Source organism: Pseudomonas fluorescens (assembly GCF_000968015.1).
In the GTDB taxonomy this organism is placed as follows: Bacteria; Pseudomonadota; Gammaproteobacteria; order Pseudomonadales; family Pseudomonadaceae; genus Aquipseudomonas; species Aquipseudomonas fluorescens_W.
Map to the genome: position 1 here is coordinate 22,364 of NZ_LACH01000033.1, position 17,837 is coordinate 40,200.

Sequence of the window (17,837 nt, forward strand, 5' to 3'; positions counted from 1 at the left end):
TCCTACAGGAACTGGGTCGGGTCAATGAACCGTACTCCGCCAAGCCCCGCAAAATGGCGGTTATCTTAAAGCAAAACGGCGGCCATTGGCCGCCGTTTAGTGCATCTGGAACGATTTAGACCGCCGGTGCCGTCTCGCCCTCGACCGCCGGTTTCGGCAGCGAAGACAAGAACGCCATGATCAGCGCTGCCAGGTACGGCAATGATTGCACGAGCAACATCGTCACCCAGAAGCGCATGTCGTTGCTTGGCAGGCCGTTCACCAGGAAAATCCCCAGCGCCGCGCTCCACAACAGCAGCATGATGAACATTTCTTCGCGAGCTTCCGAAATCGCCACCCAGAAGCCGTGGTTATCGGCGTTTTTCGGGGTGCGGAAGAACGGAATGCTGCTGGTGAAGAAGCCGTACAACACCGCTTTGGCGATGGTGTGCGACAACGCCAACCCGGCCAGTGCCGCGCAGAACGCGTCCTTCAGGTTGACCCCGACCGCACGGCGGTAGAGGAAGATGATCTTGCCAACCTTGAACACGAACAGTGCCAATGGCGGGATCGCGAAAATCAGCAACGGTGGATCGACCCGCTGCGGCACGATGATCATCGCCGACGACCACAACAGGGCGCCCACGGTGAAGAAGATGTTCATGCCGTCCGCCACCCACGGCAACCAGCCCGCGAGGAAGTGATAACGCTGGCCCCGGGTCAGCTCGGTGTCCTTGCCGCGCAGCAAACTGGCGGTGTGGCGCTTGATGATCTGAATCGCACCGTAAGCCCAGCGGAAACGCTGTTTCTTGAAGTCGATAAAGGTATCGGGCATCAGGCCTTTGCCGTAGCTGGTGTGGTAATACGCCGCTGACAAGCCTTTTTCGAACACACGCAGACCCAGCTCGGCGTCTTCACAGATGCACCAGTCAGCCCAGCCCAGTTCCTCGAGCACCGAGCGCCGGGTCATGGTCATGGTGCCGTGCTGGATGATCGCGTCACGGTCGTTACGGGTAACCATGCCGATGTGGAAGAAACCTTTGTATTCCGCGTAGCAGAGCTTCTTGAAGGTGCTTTCGTTCTGGTCGCGATAATCCTGCGGCGACTGCACCACAGCGATTTTCGGATCGGCGAAGTGCGGCACCATGTGTTTGAGCCAGTTCGGGTCGACGCAGTAGTCTGAGTCGATCACCGCAATCACTTCGGCATCCTTGGCGGTGTGCGGAATCAGGTAATTCAACGCGCCGCCCTTGAAACCGGCCAACGGTGCAACGTGGAAGAACTTGAAGCGCGGGCCGAGGGTTTCGCAATAATCGCGCACCGGTTCCCAGACCGCCGGGTCCTTGGTGTTGTTGTCGATGATCAGGACTTCGAAATCCGGATAGTCGAGGTTGGCCAGGGCGTTGAGGGTCTGTTTGACCATCTCCGGCGGTTCGTTGTAGCAAGGTACGTGAATCGAGACTTTCGGTCGGTAGTCCGAATCGCCCACCACCGGCAGGAATTCACGCCGACGCTTGTGGGTCCAGACTGCTTCGGCCAGTTCATGGGCCTCGGTCAGCAGCACGATAAACACCCCGAGTGCGCCGAGTGCGAGCAAGAAGCCCACCGTCAGGCTGAACCAGGTGCTGTATTGCTGGCTGTAGTCGTAACCGATCCACACCAGCACCGAACCACAGAGGAACGCGATGAAGGTCAGGAAGGTTCGGCCACGTTGACGCAAGGCCGAGCCGTCGATCATCAACAGAGTCAGGGACAGCAGAGCCAACACCACCGAACCGATGGCCAGCACGCGCCATTGCGGGATCGCGACGACCGGGCCTTCAAAGTTGAATTTCTGCTGGCGCGCGGCGTTGAACACGCCCCAGTAAGCGCCCACGGAACCTTCGTCACTGGCCTTCCACGGTTGGTCAAAAGCTTCGATCACGAAGTAGTTGAAGCCCTGGCGATTGAGCTTGTTGACCAAGGTCCGCAGATAAATCGCCTGGTCTGCCGGCGACGCGTCGGCGCCACCGCGCATACGGCCGTTGCTCGGCCAGCCAACCTCCGACAGCAGCAGCGGTTTTTTCGGGAACATCTTTTTCAGATCACGGGCCCGGTCGAGTACGAACTGCCCGGACTGCTCCATCGGAACATGTTCCCAGTACGGCAGGACGTGGGCGGCGATCAGGTCGACGTGCTTGGCCAGGCTCGGGTTTTCTTCCCAGACGTGCCATTGCTCGGAGGTCGTCACTGGTACTTTCACTGCCGCGCGGACACGATCAAGGATCACGCTCAGTTCGGCGGCGGTGATTTCCTTACGGAAGATCGCCTCGTTACCGACCACCACGCGAACCACGCTGCGGGAGGTATTGGCCAGGTCAATAGCGCGCAGGATTTCACGCTCGTTGCGCTCCTGGTCCGGGCTGATCCAGATACCCAGCGTCACGCGCAAACCGAATTCTTCGGCGAGCTTGGGAATATCACCCAGGCTGCCATCGACCGAGTAAGTACGGATGTTGTCCGTCAGCTTGCTCATGATCTCCAGATCGCGACGCATTTCATCGTCGGTCGGGTATTGCTCTTTTTGTGGGTACTGCCCTTGCTGGAACGGCGAGTACGAAAAGCCGGAGATCTGTTCAGGCCAGTTGGGGGCGGTGACCGGGCGATTGATCAGCGCCCAGAAGCCGGTAAACAAGGCTGCGATGGCGAGCACCACGACCAGGTTGAGTCCAAATTTACGCGATGACATAGCTATTTCGGGTTCCAAAGGCTGTGGAACGAAGGAACGGGTGGCTACCGCCAAGGGGCGCGCATCCTACACCGGGCGTTCACTGACCGTACAGCGGACAGGGAAATGCCGGACGTTGGGCAATCCAACTCGGCTTAAGTTCTTTCGTTGGACCTTGTAGGTTAAATCTTGGTTCTGTGTAGGCTGAATAATGAGATCAAGACGCCCGTTCATAGCCCAAAGATGCTCTTGGCCGCTGACGGCCCTATAATGCGCGCCGGTTTTTGGGGTAATGGTCATGAGTACAGAAGATCCGCGGTTTGCAGGCATCGCCCGTTTGTATGGCATCGAAGGGCTTGAGCGCTTGCGCGCGGCCCACGTGGCGATCGTCGGCGTCGGTGGCGTCGGTTCCTGGGCGGCGGAAGCCGTCGCCCGTTGCGGCGTTGGCGAGATTTCGCTGTTTGACCTGGACGACGTCTGCGTCAGCAACGCCAACCGTCAGTTGCACGCGCTGGACAGCACCGTCGGCAAACCCAAGGTTGACGTGATGGCCGAGCGCCTGCGCGGGATCAACCCGGACTGCACCGTGCACGCAGTGGCGGATTTCGTCACCCGCGAGACCATGGCCGAGTACATCACGCCGAACATCGACTGCGTCATTGATTGCATCGACAGCGTGAATGCCAAGGCGGCGCTGATTGCCTGGTGCAAGCGTCGCAAGATTCAGATCATCACCACCGGCGGTGCGGGCGGGCAGATTGATCCGACGTTGATTCAGGTCTGCGATTTGAACCGGACCTTCAATGATCCGTTGGCCTCGAAAGTGCGCTCGACCTTGCGCCGGGATTACAACTTCTCACGCACCGTGACCCGCCATTACAGCGTGCCGTGCGTGTTTTCCACTGAACAACTGCGCTACCCGAAACCGGATGGCAGCATTTGCTTGCAGAAGAGTTTTGTCGGCGATGGTGTGAAGCTCGACTGCGCCGGAGGGTTCGGTGCGGTGATGATGGTGACGGCGACGTTTGGCATGGTCGCGGCGACCAAGGCTGTGGATAAGATTGTTGCCGGGGTACGGCGCCCTTCGGATCGGGTCAAACCTGAGGTTTGATGGGTGTGGCTGATGGCCTCATCGCGAGCAAGCTCGCTCCCACATTGGATCTGCGTCGGATGCAAAATCGAGGTTCACCTCAAATCAAATGTGGGAGCGAGCTTGCTCGCGATGGCGATTAACCGGCCAACTCACGCATCCGCTGTAACACCGCATTCAAGCCATTGCTACGGGACTGGGACAACTGGCGACCCAGGCCCAACTGATTAAACCACTCCGGCAAATCCACTTGCTGCAACTCAACCGCCGACAACCCGTTAACCCGCGCCAACAGCAACGCCACCAACCCACGAATCAACCGCGCATCGCTGCTGGCGCTGAATTGCCAGTGCCCGTCCTGCAACGTGCCGACCAACCACACCTGGCTTTCACAGCCATGCACGCGGTTGGTGTCACTCTTATCCACATCACTCAACGCGGGCAGACGGTCGCCCCATTGCATCAACAGCCGCGCCCGTTGTTCCCAGCCGGCAGCCTTCTGAAAAGTCTCCAGCGCCGTAGCCGCATCGGCAGGCAAGTTCATCGCAACAACTCCAGCGCCTGATCCAGCGCTTCAAAGAACCGTTCCAGGTCTTCGGAATCGTTGTACAGCGCCAACGACACCCGGATCGCCCCAGCCAGTTCAAAACGCTTGAGCAACGGCATGGCGCAATGATGACCGGCGCGCACCGCGATCCCCTGTTCCGTCAGCAAATGCGCCAAATCAGAGTTATGCACACCCTCGACGACAAAACTGGCCAGCGCCAGTTGCGGCTTGCCCAGCAACCGAATGCCGTTGCGCGCTTCAAGGCCTTTTAGCAAATAGTCATGCAGCGCTGCTTCATGGGCGCAAACCGCGTCCTGATCTAGCCCCGCAAGATAATCCAGCGTCGCCCCCAGACCAATCACACCGGCAATCGGTGGCGTACCCGCCTCGAAACCCAATGGGGCAGGGCGGAACCGTGCGCTGTGGTAATCCGCATCCAGCACCATTTCGCCGCCGAATTGCCAATGACGCAGTTGCTCAAGCGCTTCGTTGCGACCGAACAGCACGCCTAGACCATCGGGGCCGTAGAGCTTGTGACTGGAAAACACATAAAAGTCGCAACCCAGCGCTTGCACGTCATGTCGACCATGAACCACGCCTTGGGCGCCATCGACCACGGTCAGCGCGTCATGCGCCTTGGCCATCGTCAAGAGGGCGGGTAATGGCTGCCAGGCGCCGAGTACGTTGGACAACTGACTGACCGCCAGCAAGCGGGTTCGCGGACCGATCAACTGCGCGGCAGCATCAAGGTCAATCAAACCGTCGGCGTCCAGTGGCAGGATCACCAGCTTCAGGTCGCGACGGTGGGCCAGTTGCTGCCACGGCAACAGATTGGCGTGATGCTCCAGGGCGCTGATGACAATTTCATCGCCTGGATTGAAAAGATGTTCCAGGCCATACGCCAGGAGGTTCAGCGCAGACGTTGCGCCATGGGTAAAGATGATCTGCCCGCAATCGCCGGCATTGAGCCAGTGGGCGACTTTGCTGCGGCTGGCCTCGAACGCCTGGGTGGCGTGGGCGCCGGGCAGGTGTTGCGCCCGATGCACGTTGGCCGCGCCGTTGGCGTAGTAATGCGCCAGGGCATCCAGCAGGGCTTGAGGTTTTTGCGTGGTGGCGGCGTTGTCCAGATAGGTCTGGTCTTGCCGTTGCAATGCGGCGATGGCCGGAAAATCGGCGCGCCAGGGAGAAGGAATCATCATGTGTTCAGCCCTGTGAACTTGGGCGGGTGTACACCGGACCTTGTGGGAGCGAGCTTGCTCGCGATGGCGTCCGTAAAACCGCCAAAAGCATCGCGAGCAAGCTCGCTCCCACAGGTGCCTGTGGCACTTAGTTGTGAGCGTGCAGCGCTTCGTTCAGTTCGATTGCCGATTTGTGGGTTTTGCATTCCACGGCACCGGTCTCCGAATTGCGGCGGAACAGCAGGTCAGGCTGACCGGCCAGTTCACGCGCCTTCACGACTTTGACCAGTTTGTTGTTTTCGTCCAGCAGCGCCACTTTGGTACCCGCGGTTACGTACAGGCCCGACTCAACGGTGTTGCGATCGCCCAATGGAATACCGATACCGGCGTTCGCGCCGATCAGGCAGCCTTCGCCGACCTTGATCACGATGTTGCCGCCGCCCGACAGGGTGCCCATGGTCGAGCAACCGCCGCCCAGGTCCGAACCCTTGCCGACGAATACGCCAGCGGAAACGCGGCCTTCGATCATGCCCGGGCCTTCGGTGCCGGCGTTGAAGTTGACGAAACCTTCGTGCATCACGGTGGTGCCTTCGCCGACGTAAGCGCCCAGACGAATACGTGCCGCGTCAGCGATGCGCACGCCGGCCGGAACCACGTAGTCGGTCATTTTCGGGAATTTGTCCACCGAGAACACTTCCAGCAGCTCGCCACGCAGACGCGCTTCCAGTTGATGCTCGGCCAGTTCGGCGAGGTCGATCGCACCCTGGCTGGTCCATGCCACGTTCGGCAACAACGGGAACACACCCGCCAGGTTCAGACCGTGCGGCTTGACCAGACGATGGGACAGCAGGTGCAGCTTGAGGTAGGCCTCAGGGGTGGAGGTCAACTGAGCGTCTTCGGCCAGAATGGTCGCGACCAGCGGCTTGTGGCTCTCGGCCAGACGGGTCAGCAAGGCAGCCTGGGCAGCGTCGACGCTTTTCAGGGCTTCAGCCAGTTGCGACGCCTGAGCGGTAGTGAACGCGATGGCCTGATTGCCTTCGGTGTAGCCCAGAATTGGCGCGATGGCAGCGACCAGTTCGGCCGAAGGGGTGAGCAGTGGCTGCGCGTAAAACACTTCCAGCCAAGCGCCTTGACGGTTTTGAGTGCCGACACCAAAGGCCAGGCTGAACAGGGTAGTGGACATGTGGATACCTCTAACAAAATGGAACGGGCTGCCTTACTTGAGCGCTGCCGCGTAGATATCTGGCTTGAAGCCAATCAGGGTTCGGTCACCGAGATCAAGCACCGGGCGCTTGATCATCGAGGGTTGTGCGAGCATCAGTTCGATAGCTTTCGGCTGGTCGAGATCGGCTTTGCGTTCGTCGTCGAGCTTGCGAAAGGTCGTGCCAGCACGGTTCAACACCACTTGCCAGCCGTGCTCGTCGCACCATTGGTTCAGGTGTTCACGGTCAATGCCGACCGTCTTGTAATCATGAAAGTCATAGCTGACAGCGTGTTCATCGAGCCAGGTGCGCGCCTTTTTCATGGTGTCGCAGGCTTTGATGCCGAAAAGGTGCAACGTTTTACTTGAAACGGTCAAGGAATTGCCCCCTTTGCAGGTGCTGGAAACTGAAGGTGACGGATTATGCCATGACCCTTCAGTTAAAACGCAAAACCTGTGGGAGCGAGCCTGCTCGCGAAGAGGGCGTGTCAGTCGACATCAATGTTGACTGATCTGGCGCTATCGTCGGAACGCCGCCCGGACCAAGCTCGCTCCCACATTGGATTTACGGTAAGTCGGCAGTCTAAGGGATTAATATGGCACTTCAATGCTGTCGATTGTCTTGGCAACCGCGCTTTATTTGGGGCGTTGCGGGCGCAGCGCCTGGAGTTGAATAGCCTCAGCCGTCATCACCCGATAGGTGATGACGTATTGCGAGAAGCGCAGGGTGAACTGGATTTGAGTGAGGCCAATCCGGGATCGCTTAAGTAGGCCTACATGGTGAATGGCGTCGTCACCAGACAAATGCCCAGTCTTTGCGTACGCTGGACTCAGTCAGCTTCGTTCGGTCGAAATTTTGGGTAGGCTTTGCGCATGACTCGCCTGTCCAGCATGCTGATTTTGGTGTTGATGCCCACTTCCCAATCCTCTGTCGTCAGTTCGTTCGGGATTGGATAGTGCATGATCGAATCCTTGTCGTAGCTACCCCATATATGGTTGCTGCCTTCAAGGGGCGTCAGGACGTTAAAGTCCGTGTCTTTCTCGGTCCACCCATAGTGGCTTTTATAAAATTCGTAAACCTTCGGTTTGTCCCAGGGAATGTTCGCTTTTGGATGCAACTGCTCGTGCTGCAGACCCAGCGCGTGACCGAACTCATGCAGTACGGTTGCTTTGAATTCTGGATGGTCGAATTCAATATTCAAATTCAGCGTCGGTACATGTTGTTCGTATAACAACGCATCAGTTCCTAATGCGGAGTCGTTTGTCGCGCTGGATGTTGAAATCCTGATCTCGCTTTCGCCTTGGTCAATAAATTCGAACTGCAAGTTCACAGAGGGTTGCCATTGCTTGATCAACGCTTCGATGGCAAGCCTTTTCATTTGAGTTGGAGTATCCACGAACGCGATTCTTAATGTCCGGCCATTACCCCAGAATTTGCTCCAGGTGCCAATGGCACGCTTGGAACGTCGGCCCGTAGAAGAACGTTGGGCGTTGTCGGAGTTTTCCAGGATAGCGGCGTCGTAAGAGGCGAGTTCATCAATTGCGCGGATCATTTTACAGGGCGTACTAATGTTCATGATTGATGTGCTTATAGTGTGCGTGTAGTCGTTTGGATAGCGGCAGTGCTCGTCCGTTAGCTTAAAGACGATGCCCCTGTACTCGATCATTACAAAGAATAAAGTTTTAGCGCTTGGGATAGAGCAGTTTCATCAAACGCTTGTCTTTTCTGCTGATCTTGCGGTTGATTGGAATTTCCCAATCACCCACTGTCAGTGTGTTTGCCACTGGATGGTGCATGATCGACTTTCTGTCGTACGGCGTATAAATCGCTTCGATTGTATCGAAGGGCTGAAACAGGTTCCTGTCGACTTGTTCTTTGGTCAGTGGATTCATTTCTCGGTTCTGGTAGAACGCATACACTTTCGGTTTATCCCAGGGGATATTGGCCTCAGGGTGTTGGTGTTCATGCATGGCGCCTAAGGCATGTCCAAACTCATGAGTCACGATCACGCCGAAGTCTGCATCTTCAGGTTTGACTCCCAGATCCATGGTCTGCCAGTCCGGATGAATCAACAGCGCATCGGTACCCAGCATTGAGCTGTTAACGTTGTTTTTTGTTGCAATCCGGATATCACCTTCAAGTCCATCGACAAAATCGAAGCTCAGATTGATATAGGGCAGCCACTGGCTGGCGGCGTCGATGATCTTCTGTTTGTGCTCATCATCGGGGCCGTCGATAAAGGCGACTTTGAGCGTCCGTCCGTTCGCCCACAGTTTTGAGTAATTGATCAGCGAGCGCTTGCGGCGAGTACGGCTGGAGGAGTTTGCGTTTGCGGGGTTTTCGTTGACGGCAGCATCGTAGGATTGCTGATCATCAGGCCATTGGATAAGAGAACAGTTTTCAATGCAGTTCATTCGTTACTTCTTCCATGAAGTGGATGTAAAGGTTTATTGGTGTGCACAGTTATGTGCTGCTTGAGAGTAAGGGGAACTCTGCAGTGTCGTGAGCTTTAATTGTGGACGAAATGTAACTGGTTATATAAGTATGCCCGCACTGCGTTGCACAGTGCGGGCAGGAGTACTTATTTGTTGCGGATAATAAACTCGCGAACTCTCTTGGCCGCTTCTACACATTCGGCCAGCGGCGCGACCAGTGCCATGCGCACGCGTCCGGCGCCCGGATTGAAGCCATCAACTTCACGAGACAGATAAGAACCTGGCACCACGGTCACGTGTTCTTCCACAAACAGATCACGGCAGAACGCCTCATCATCGCCGTCAACGTTTGGCCACAGGTAGAAACCGCCATCCGGACGCTGCACGTCCATCACTGGGCCAAGGATTTCCAGCACCGCATCGTATTTCTCGCGATACAGCGCACGGTTGGCGCGTACATGCACTTCGTCATTCCACGCGGCAACACTGGCCAGTTGGGTCTGAACCGGCATCGCGCAGCCGTGGTAGGTGCGGTACAGCAGGAAGCCCTTGAGGATGTCCGCATCACCGGCCACAAACCCCGATCGCAGGCCCGGCAGGTTGGAGCGCTTGGACAGGCTGTGGAACACCACGCAACGCTTGAAGTCCTTGCGGCCCAGTTCCACGCAGGCGCTGAGCAGGCCGGCCGGCGGGGTTTGCTCGTCGAAGTACAGTTCGCTGTAGCACTCGTCGGCGGCGATCACGAAGTCGTATTCGTCGGCCAGGGCGATCAGCTTTTTCAGGGTTTCGACCGGGATCAGTGCGCCGGTCGGGTTGCCCGGCGAGCACAGGAACAGGATCTGGCAGCGTTTCCAGATGTCTGGGGAAACGGCGTCGAAGTCCGGGTTGAAGCCGTTTTCGTCCAGGCATGGCAGGTAATGCGGCTTGGCCCCGGCAAGGAACGCCGCGCCTTCATAGATCTGATAGAACGGATTCGGGCTGACCACCAGTGCATCGTCGCCACGGTTGACCACGGTCTGGGTGAAGGCGAACAGCGCTTCGCGGGTGCCGTTGACCGGCAGCACATTGCGCGCCGGGTCGAGCCAGCCGTTCGGAACGCTGAAACGACGTTCGCACCACGCAGCGATGGCTTCACGCAGGGCCGGAATGCCGAGGGTGGTCGGGTACACGGCCATCTTATCCAGATTGCTTGCCAGGGCTTCGGCGACAAAGCTTGGCGAACGGTGTTTCGGCTCGCCGATGGACAGCGCAATGGCACGCTTTTCCGGGTTTGGCGTGACGCTGCCGAGCAGGGCACGGAGCTTCTCGAACGGGTAGGGCTGCAACTGGTTCAGAGCGTTGTTCATGGGGGCCTCGTTCAATGTGGGAGCGCGCTCAAATTTCAATCAAGACACAAAAACTGTGGGAGCAAGCTCGCTCCCACATGATTTTCGTTTAACTGAACATTCTTGGGGTTGCCCATTTCCACAGGGGAATTTTGTTAATTCAAATCAGATGCTGATGCGCGACAGTTTGATATCGGGTTCGTTAGTGACGGTCAGCTGTTCCACGATTGCATCCTGCAAGCGGCTGCACAGCAATGGGTCGGACAACGGCTGGTTGTTCGCATCGGTGATGAAGAACACGTCTTCCACGCGCTCGCCCAAGGTGGCGATCTTGGCGTTTTGCAGCGACAGATCAAATTCGAGGAAGATCGTGCCGATGCGTGCCAGCAGGCCTGGGCGGTCGGGGGCGCTGAGTTCCAGTACGGTCACCGGACGCTGGGCGTCGTTGTGGATCGTCACCTGTGGCGCAAACGCGAAATGCTTGAGCTGGCGCGGTACCCGACGCTGAATGATGGTCGGGTAGTCGTCCGGGTTGCGCAGGGCTTCGGTCAGGCCTTCGCGAATCTGTTTGACCCGCGCCGGGTTATCACCGATCGAGTCGCCGTCGGTATCGAGCACGATGTAGGTGTCGAGCGTGAACTGGCTGCTGGAGGTGATGACCCGGGCGTCGTGAATGTTCAGGTTGAGCTGGTCCATTGCCGCCACGGTCACGGCGAAGAAGTCGTGTTGATCCGGTGCATAGATAAAGATCTGCGTGCCGCCTTCGAACTCGCGCTGGGTGGTTTCCTTGATCAGCACCAGCGGCCCGCCGTCGGCCGGCTGCTGAAGGATCGCGTCACTGTGCCAGGCCACGTCGCCGGCGGTGTGGCGCAGGAAATAGTCATCGCCCAATTGCGACCACAGCTGCTCGACGTCGTCCGGGTCGGTACCGCCGCGTACCAGAATGTCCAGCGCTGCGCTTTGGGTCTGGCGGATCTGCTCTTCGCGGTCCACCGGGTTTTCCAGGCCGCGGCGCAAGGCTCGCTTGGTCTCGGTGTAGAGCTGGCGCAACAGGCTGGCGCGCCAGGAATTCCACAGCGTCGGGTTGGTGGCGTTGATGTCGGCGACGGTCAACACGTACAGATAATCGAGGTGGGTTTCGTCGCCGACGATCTGCGCGAAATCGTGGATGACTTGCGGGTCGGACAAGTCCTTGCGCTGGGCCGTGGTCGACATCACCAAATGGTTCTGCACCAGCCAGACGATCAGGCGGCTGTCCCACACCGGCAACTGATGGCGCTGGCAAAAGGCTTCGGCATCCACGGCGCCGATTTCCGAGTGATCGCCATGCCGGCCCTTGCCGATGTCGTGGTACAGGCCGGCCAGGTAGATCAGCTCGGGTTTAGGCAATTTGCCCATGAGCTTGCTGGCCAGCGGGAATTTTTCCGACACCTGGGTGTACTGCAACTTACGCAGATGTTTGATCAGGTTCAGGGTGTGAGCATCGACCGTATAGATGTGAAACAGATCGTGCTGCATCTGCCCGACGATGAAGCCGAACTCCGGCAAGTAGCGCCCGAGGATGCCGTAACGGTTCATTCGTCGCAGGTTGCGGTGGATGCCGATCTTGCACTTGAACAGTTCGATGAACAGGCTGGTGTTGCGAATGTCGTTGCGGAAATCGTCGTCGATCAAGTGACGGTGCTCGCGCAGCAGGCGAATGGTGTCGGCGCGCACGCCCTTGATTTCCGGCTGCTGCGCCATCAGCACGAAGATCTCGAGCATGGCGAACGGTGTGCGGCGGAACACGTTGTCGTTGCGCGCTTCGATGTAGCCGTCGTGCAACTGGAATCGCGAGTTGATCGGCTGCGGCGTCGCTTGGTCTTCCGGCGCGAGGATGACTTCCTCAAAGTGCTGGATGATCAGGTCGCTGAGCTGGGCAATGCTCATGACCACGCGGTAATACTGTTGCATGAAGTTTTCGATGGCTTGCTTGGCGTCATCGCCTTTGAAGCCCAGCAGCCCGGCGATGGTGCGCTGGTGATCAAACAGCAAGCGGTCTTCGGAACGGCCGGCGAGCATGTGCAGGGCGTAACGAACCTTCCACAGGAATTCCTGGGAGGAGGCCAGCAGGGCGTTTTCGCTCTCGACCAGGAAACCTTCGCCGGCCAGGGCCCGCAGGTTCAGGGTGCCGTATTCACGGCGGGCCACCCACAGAATCGTCTGAATATCCCGTAGGCCGCCGGGCGAGCCTTTGACGTTGGGTTCCAGGTTGTATTCGGTGTCGTTGTACTTGTGGTGACGGGCCTTCTGCTCGGCGCGTTTGGCCAGGAAGAAGTCCTTGCTCGGCCACATGTGCGCGGTGCTGGTGACGTCCAGCATGCGCTGGCGCAAGCGCTCGGGGCCGCAGATGGTACGGCTTTCCATCAGGTTGGTGACGACCGTCAAGTCGGCGCGGGCCTCAACGGCGCATTCGTCCACCGAACGCACGCTCTGGCCGACTTCCAGGCCGATGTCCCACAGCAGCGTCAGAAAACGCTCGATGGAGTCGCGGAAAACTTCGTGATCGGCGCTGTCCAGCAGGATCAACAAATCGATGTCGGAATAAGGGTGCAACTCACCGCGACCGTAGCCGCCGACCGCGACCAGCGCGATGTCGGCTTCGGAACTCAAGCTGAACTGCTCCCAGGCCTTTTGCAGGATGTTATCGACGAACCAGGCGCGATCCTCGATCAACCGGCGAATGTCGCGGCCGCTGCGAAAGCGCTCGTCGAGCACCTCGCGGGCCTGGCGAATCGCCTTCTTGAAGGCCGCGATAGGGCTTGCCTTCAGGGCCAGTTCAGCCTGGAACTGGCCACGGTCGAAGAGTTCGGGATCCACCTGCGGCATCGATTGGCTTTCCTGTCTATAAGGCTGAGGAGCTGCGCGCCCGGATCAGGCCGAAACGCGCGGGATGGTGTCGTCGGCGCGCAGGGTGAAGATCTCGTAACCGGTTTCGGTTACCAGCAGGGTGTGTTCCCACTGTGCCGACAGCTTGCGGTCCTTGGTGATCGCGGTCCAGCCGTCGCCCAATACCTTGGTGTCGGCTTTGCCCTGGTTGATCATCGGCTCGATGGTGAACGTCATGCCGGCTTTCAGTTCCATGCCGGTGCCGGCGCGGCCGTAGTGCAGGATCTGCGGCTCTTCATGGAACACTTTGCCGATGCCGTGACCACAGAATTCGCGAACCACGGAAAAACCGTTCTTTTCAGCGTGCTTCTGGATGACTTCACCGATGTCGCCCAGGCGGCAGCCGGGTTTGACCAGTTCGATGGCCTTGTACATGCATTCCTGGGTCACTTGCGACAGGCGCTCGGCCCAGACCGGTACGGTGCCGACGTGGAACATGCGGCTGGTGTCGCCGTGGTAGCCGTCCTTGATGACAGTGACGTCGATGTTCAGCGTGTCGCCATCCTTCAATGGCTTCTCGTTTGGAATGCCGTGGCAGACCACGTGGTTGATCGAGGTGCAGATCGACTTCGGGAAGCCCTTGTAGTTGAGCGGGGCAGGGATGGCTTTCTGCTCGTTGACGATGTAGTCGTGGCAGATGCGGTCCAGTTCTTCAGTGGTAATGCCCGGCTTGACATGTTCGGCAATCATTTCCAGCACATCGGCGGCCAGTTTGCCGGCGATGCGCATTTTTGCGATGTCCTCAGGGGTTTTGAGGGTGACGGTCATACAGGCTCTCTCTGCGCTCGATGGCGCCTTCTAAAACGGAATGGGCGTTGTGCGATCGATCTTCGCGGCCCTGAAAAACGCGATTCTAACAGACGAGCAGCGCAAATCTGAGCCTCTGTGCATCGCTTCTCCTTACAGAATGGCGCATTCTTGGAGGATTCCAAGGGGCGGAACCAAGGCGCGCGCCAGGATTTAACAATCCGGGTTCCGTTTTTTTCAGCCTTGTGATATAAAATGCGCCGCTTTCCGGGGATCCCCTGAAAAGCCTAAATCCACACACGTGTCGACACGATGACCTGGGTGCCTTCAGCTGATGCTGCTGGTTGGTCATTGGGATACGTGGAGGCCAAACCCGACTTATTAAGGAACTATCATGTCCCAAGTCAACATGCGCGATATGCTGAAGGCCGGTGTGCACTTCGGTCACCAGACCCGTTACTGGAACCCGAAAATGGGTAAGTACATTTTCGGCGCGCGTAACAAGATCCACATCATCAACCTTGAAAAAACCCTGCCAATGTTCAACGAAGCTCTGACTTTCGTAGAGCGTCTGGCCCAGGGCAAAAACAAGATTCTGTTCGTCGGCACCAAGCGTTCCGCTGGCAAGATCGTTGCTGAAGAAGCAGCACGTTGCGGTTCGCCGTACGTCGATCACCGCTGGTTGGGCGGCATGCTGACCAACTTCAAAACCATCCGTGCTTCCATCAAGCGTCTGCGTGACCTTGAAGTGCAAGCCGAAGACGGTACTTTCGCCAAGCTGACCAAGAAAGAAGCGCTGATGCGCACTCGCGATCTTGAGAAGCTCGATCGTTCCCTGGGTGGTATCAAGGACATGGGCGGTCTGCCAGACGCACTGTTCGTTATCGACGTTGATCACGAGCGCATCGCGATCACCGAAGCCAACAAGCTGGGCATCCCGGTTATCGGCGTAGTCGATACCAACAGCAGCCCGGAAGGCGTTGACTACATCATCCCAGGCAACGATGACGCAATCCGCGCTATCCAGCTGTACATGGGTTCGATGGCTGACGCTGTAATCCGCGGTCGCAACCACGTTGCTGGCGGCACCGAGCAGTTCGTTGAAGAAGCTCCGGTAGCAGCAGCTGAGTAATTGACGCCTTGGCGTTGACTCAGTAAGCAAAAAGGGGGCTTGGCCCCCTTTTTGCCACCTCGAAAACCGTTTGTCGGCAGCGCAGTTACAGCCCTTGTAACCTGCAGCAGCCCGCAAGGGTGATTCGGGAAGAATTGATCGCCCGTTCGATCGGGTGGAATGGTTGAAAACCTATCCAAGAGGAATTTTGAAATGGCAGAGATTACTGCAGCGTTGGTCAAAGAACTGCGCGAGCGTACTGGCGAAGGCATGATGGACTGCAAAAAGGCCTTGACCAAGGCTGGCGGCGACATCGAAAAAGCCATTGATGACATGCGTGCTTCGGGCGCCATCAAGGCTGCCAAAAAAGCTGGCAACGTTGCCGCTGAAGGCGCAATCGCTTTGAAAGAAGACGGTAAATCCGCCGTTCTGCTGGAAGTGAACTCGCAGACTGACTTCCTGGCTCTGCAGGACGACTTCAAGGCATTTGTCGCTTCCAGCGTTGAAAAAGCGTTCGCTGACAAACTGACTGACGTTGCTCCGCTGATCGCCGCTCAAGAAGCCGATCGCCTGGTTCTGGTCGGCAAGGTTGGCGAAAACGTCAACATCCGTCGCTTGGCTCGCGTTGAAGGTGACGTTGTTGGTGGTTACCTGCACGGCAACAAGATCGGTGTTGTGGTTGCCCTTAAAGGCGGCAGCGTTGAGCTGGCCAAGGACATCGCCATGCACGTAGCGGCGACCAACCCTGAATTCCTGCTGCCATCGGAAGTTTCCGCTGAAGCGGTCGAGCGTGAGAAAGGCGTGTTCCTGACCCTCAACGCTGACAAGATCGCCGGCAAGCCAGAAAACATTGTTGAAAACATGGTCAAAGGCCGTATCAGCAAGTTCCTGGCTGAAGCGAGCCTGGTTGAGCAGGCGTTCGTCAAGAACCCTGAAATCAAGGTTGGCGAACTGGCCAAGAAAGCCGGTGCTGAAATCGTTTCCTTCACCTACTTCAAAGTAGGCGATGGCATCGAGAAGCCGGTCGACAACTTCGCTGAAGAAGTTGCTGCCCAGCTGGCTGCCGCCAAGCAATAAGACGGTTTTTTAACTGTCGCCCTGAAGAGGCTGCCCGCTCACGCGCGCAGCCTCTTTTCAGATGGGGCACCAATTTTTAATTGGTTTCCCTTTGGAACTGGCTTACAAAGCCATGTTCCGATGGCGCTGAAGCAGCGCCAAGTTAGAGTGAACGCCAGCTGTAAACAGCTCGCAAAGAATTTTTAAAATACGCCGCAGGAGAGATTCGCAATGGCTCAGCAGGGCAGTGGTTATCAGGCTCGCTATAAACGCATTCTACTCAAGCTTAGCGGCGAGGCCCTGATGGGCTCGGAAGAGTTCGGGATCGATCCGAAAGTTCTGGATCGCATGGCGCTGGAAGTCGGCCAACTGGTCGGCATCGGTGTTCAGGTCGGTCTGGTGATCGGCGGCGGCAACCTGTTCCGCGGTGCAGCGCTGAGTGCGGCCGGCATGGATCGGGTCACCGGCGACCACATGGGCATGCTGGCCACTGTGATGAACGCCCTGGCCATGCGCGATGCGCTGGAACGTGCCAATATCTCGGCCATCGTGATGTCGGCCATTTCCATGGTTGGCGTAACCGATCACTATGATCGCCGCAAAGCCATGCGCCACCTGAACGCCAAGGAAGTCGTGATTTTCGCGGCCGGTACCGGCAATCCGTTCTTCACCACGGATTCGGCAGCGTGCTTGCGTGCAATCGAAATCGATGCCGATGTCGTGCTCAAGGCGACCAAGGTTGATGGCGTCTACACCGCTGACCCATTCAAAGACCCGCATGCCGAGAAGTTCGATCATCTGACTTACGATGAAGTGCTGGATCGCAAGCTGGGCGTGATGGATCTGACCGCCATTTGCCTGTGCCGCGACCACAAGATGCCGTTGCGCGTATTTAACATGAACAAGCCCGGCGCCCTGCTGAATATCGTGCATGGCGGCGCTGAAGGAACCCTGATCGAGGAAGGCCAACAATGATCAACGAAATCAAGAAAGACGCTAAAGAGCGTATGCAGAAATCCGTCGAGTCGCTGATGCACAACTTCGGCCGTATTCGTACTGGCCAGGCGCATCCAAGCATTCTGGAAGGCGTGATGGTGCCGTATTACGGTTCTGACACCCCGATCAAACAGGTGGCGAACATCACCGTCAAAGACGCCCGTACCCTGCAAGTCGTTGCCTTTGAGCGCAACATGCTGGGTGCCGTCGACAAAGCCATCGGTAGCGCGGGTCTGAACCTCAACCCGACCAACCTGGGTGAATTGCTGCTGATCTCCATGCCGGCCCTGACCGAAGAAACCCGTAAGGGCTTCACCAAGCAGGCTCGCGATGTCGCTGAAGATGCCCGTGTTGCAGTGCGCAACATCCGTCGTGATGCGAACAGCCAGCTCAAGGATCTGGTCAAGGAAAAAGAAATCAGCGAAGACGAAGAGCGCCGTGCCACTGGCGAGATCGATGACCTGACCAAAAAGTTCGTGGCTGAAATCGACGCGAATCTGGCGCAGAAAGAAAAAGACCTGATGGCCGTATAAGGG

General features: G+C 57.7%; 15 protein-coding genes. 5 read left to right on the top strand and 10 right to left on the bottom strand.

Going from position 1 to position 17,837, the window contains the following annotated elements; genetic code table 11:
- Positions 1-115: 115 nt before the first annotated feature.
- Positions 116-2,707 (bottom strand): glycosyltransferase, encoded by a 2,592-nt coding sequence (locus VD17_RS15460; protein WP_033056313.1) that lies wholly within the window; start codon positions 2,705-2,707, stop codon positions 116-118.
- Positions 2,708-2,978: 271 nt separating this feature from the next.
- On the opposite strand from VD17_RS15460, the gene tcdA reads away from it, so the two are divergent.
- Positions 2,979-3,797, top strand: coding sequence for a tRNA cyclic N6-threonylcarbamoyladenosine(37) synthase TcdA (gene tcdA / locus VD17_RS15465; RefSeq protein ID WP_046054560.1), 819 nt, complete (start codon positions 2,979-2,981; stop codon positions 3,795-3,797).
- 118 nt (positions 3,798-3,915) lie between these two features.
- Here tcdA and VD17_RS15470 read toward each other — a convergent pair whose 3' ends face one another.
- The 9 genes from VD17_RS15470 to map all read right to left on the bottom strand — a co-directional run bounded on the left by VD17_RS15470 (position 3,916) and on the right by map (position 14,159).
- The gene (locus VD17_RS15470; RefSeq protein WP_046054561.1) at positions 3,916-4,320 is read right to left on the bottom strand and encodes a SufE family protein; all 405 of its coding nucleotides are present in this window, start codon (positions 4,318-4,320) and stop codon (positions 3,916-3,918) included.
- Positions 4,317-5,522 (bottom strand): aminotransferase class V-fold PLP-dependent enzyme, encoded by a 1,206-nt coding sequence (locus VD17_RS15475; RefSeq protein ID WP_046054562.1) that lies wholly within the window; start codon positions 5,520-5,522, stop codon positions 4,317-4,319. The genes VD17_RS15470 and VD17_RS15475 overlap by 4 nt, the downstream gene beginning before the upstream one ends.
- A 127-nt stretch (positions 5,523-5,649) precedes the next feature.
- Positions 5,650-6,684, bottom strand: a complete 1,035-nt coding sequence (gene dapD, locus VD17_RS15480) for a 2,3,4,5-tetrahydropyridine-2,6-dicarboxylate N-succinyltransferase (RefSeq protein WP_046054563.1) — start codon at positions 6,682-6,684, stop codon at positions 5,650-5,652.
- A 33-nt stretch (positions 6,685-6,717) separates the two neighbouring features.
- Positions 6,718-7,080, bottom strand: coding sequence for an ArsC family reductase (locus tag VD17_RS15485; protein WP_033056306.1), 363 nt, complete (start codon positions 7,078-7,080; stop codon positions 6,718-6,720).
- A 452-nt stretch (positions 7,081-7,532) separates the two neighbouring features.
- Positions 7,533-8,279 (bottom strand): M12 family metallopeptidase, encoded by a 747-nt coding sequence (locus VD17_RS15490; RefSeq protein ID WP_046054620.1) that lies wholly within the window; start codon positions 8,277-8,279, stop codon positions 7,533-7,535.
- A 106-nt stretch (positions 8,280-8,385) separates the two neighbouring features.
- On the bottom strand, positions 8,386-9,117 hold the full coding sequence (locus VD17_RS15495) for a M12 family metallopeptidase (RefSeq protein WP_046054564.1): 732 nt from the start codon (positions 9,115-9,117) through the stop codon (positions 8,386-8,388).
- Positions 9,118-9,284: 167 nt separating this feature from the next.
- Positions 9,285-10,484, bottom strand: coding sequence for a succinyldiaminopimelate transaminase (dapC, locus tag VD17_RS15500; RefSeq protein WP_046054565.1), 1,200 nt, complete (start codon positions 10,482-10,484; stop codon positions 9,285-9,287).
- A 144-nt stretch (positions 10,485-10,628) separates the two neighbouring features.
- Complete coding sequence (locus VD17_RS15505) at positions 10,629-13,331, bottom strand: [protein-PII] uridylyltransferase (protein ID WP_046054566.1); 2,703 nt, start codon at positions 13,329-13,331, stop codon at positions 10,629-10,631.
- Positions 13,332-13,376: 45 nt separating this feature from the next.
- Positions 13,377-14,159 (bottom strand): type I methionyl aminopeptidase, encoded by a 783-nt coding sequence (map, locus tag VD17_RS15510; protein WP_046054567.1) that lies wholly within the window; start codon positions 14,157-14,159, stop codon positions 13,377-13,379.
- Positions 14,160-14,532: 373 nt separating this feature from the next.
- Here map and rpsB point away from each other — a divergent pair, with 373 nt between their 5' ends.
- The 4 genes from rpsB to frr all read left to right on the top strand — a co-directional run bounded on the left by rpsB (position 14,533) and on the right by frr (position 17,834).
- Positions 14,533-15,270, top strand: a complete 738-nt coding sequence (rpsB, locus tag VD17_RS15515; RefSeq protein ID WP_003219330.1) for a 30S ribosomal protein S2 — start codon at positions 14,533-14,535, stop codon at positions 15,268-15,270.
- Between the two features lie 192 nt (positions 15,271-15,462).
- Entirely contained in the window at positions 15,463-16,326 is an 864-nt protein-coding gene (tsf, locus tag VD17_RS15520) for a translation elongation factor Ts (protein WP_033056302.1), read from the top strand.
- A 210-nt stretch (positions 16,327-16,536) separates the two neighbouring features.
- Entirely contained in the window at positions 16,537-17,280 is a 744-nt protein-coding gene (gene pyrH / locus VD17_RS15525) for a UMP kinase (RefSeq protein ID WP_003172271.1), read from the top strand.
- A complete protein-coding gene (gene frr / locus VD17_RS15530; RefSeq protein WP_033056300.1) occupies positions 17,277-17,834 on the top strand; it encodes a ribosome recycling factor in 558 nt (185 codons plus the stop codon). The genes pyrH and frr overlap by 4 nt, the downstream gene beginning before the upstream one ends.
- Positions 17,835-17,837 lie beyond the last annotated feature (3 nt).

Coding starts and splice junctions, on each gene's coding strand:
- tcdA (WP_046054560.1), top strand. CDS start 2,979: ATGGTCATGAGTACAGAAGATCCGCGGTTTGCAGGCATCGCCCGTTTG.
- VD17_RS15475 (WP_046054562.1), bottom strand. CDS start 5,522: ATGATGATTCCTTCTCCCTGGCGCGCCGATTTTCCGGCCATCGCCGCA.
- dapC (WP_046054565.1), bottom strand. CDS start 10,484: ATGAACAACGCTCTGAACCAGTTGCAGCCCTACCCGTTCGAGAAGCTC.
- VD17_RS15470 (WP_046054561.1), bottom strand. CDS start 4,320: ATGAACTTGCCTGCCGATGCGGCTACGGCGCTGGAGACTTTTCAGAAG.
- VD17_RS15460 (WP_033056313.1), bottom strand. CDS start 2,707: ATGTCATCGCGTAAATTTGGACTCAACCTGGTCGTGGTGCTCGCCATC.
- rpsB (WP_003219330.1), top strand. CDS start 14,533: ATGTCCCAAGTCAACATGCGCGATATGCTGAAGGCCGGTGTGCACTTC.
- VD17_RS15490 (WP_046054620.1), bottom strand. CDS start 8,279: ATGAACATTAGTACGCCCTGTAAAATGATCCGCGCAATTGATGAACTC.
- map (WP_046054567.1), bottom strand. CDS start 14,159: ATGACCGTCACCCTCAAAACCCCTGAGGACATCGCAAAAATGCGCATC.
- pyrH (WP_003172271.1), top strand. CDS start 16,537: ATGGCTCAGCAGGGCAGTGGTTATCAGGCTCGCTATAAACGCATTCTA.
- tsf (WP_033056302.1), top strand. CDS start 15,463: ATGGCAGAGATTACTGCAGCGTTGGTCAAAGAACTGCGCGAGCGTACT.
- VD17_RS15495 (WP_046054564.1), bottom strand. CDS start 9,117: ATGAACTGCATTGAAAACTGTTCTCTTATCCAATGGCCTGATGATCAG.
- frr (WP_033056300.1), top strand. CDS start 17,277: ATGATCAACGAAATCAAGAAAGACGCTAAAGAGCGTATGCAGAAATCC.
- dapD (WP_046054563.1), bottom strand. CDS start 6,684: ATGTCCACTACCCTGTTCAGCCTGGCCTTTGGTGTCGGCACTCAAAAC.
- VD17_RS15505 (WP_046054566.1), bottom strand. CDS start 13,331: ATGCCGCAGGTGGATCCCGAACTCTTCGACCGTGGCCAGTTCCAGGCT.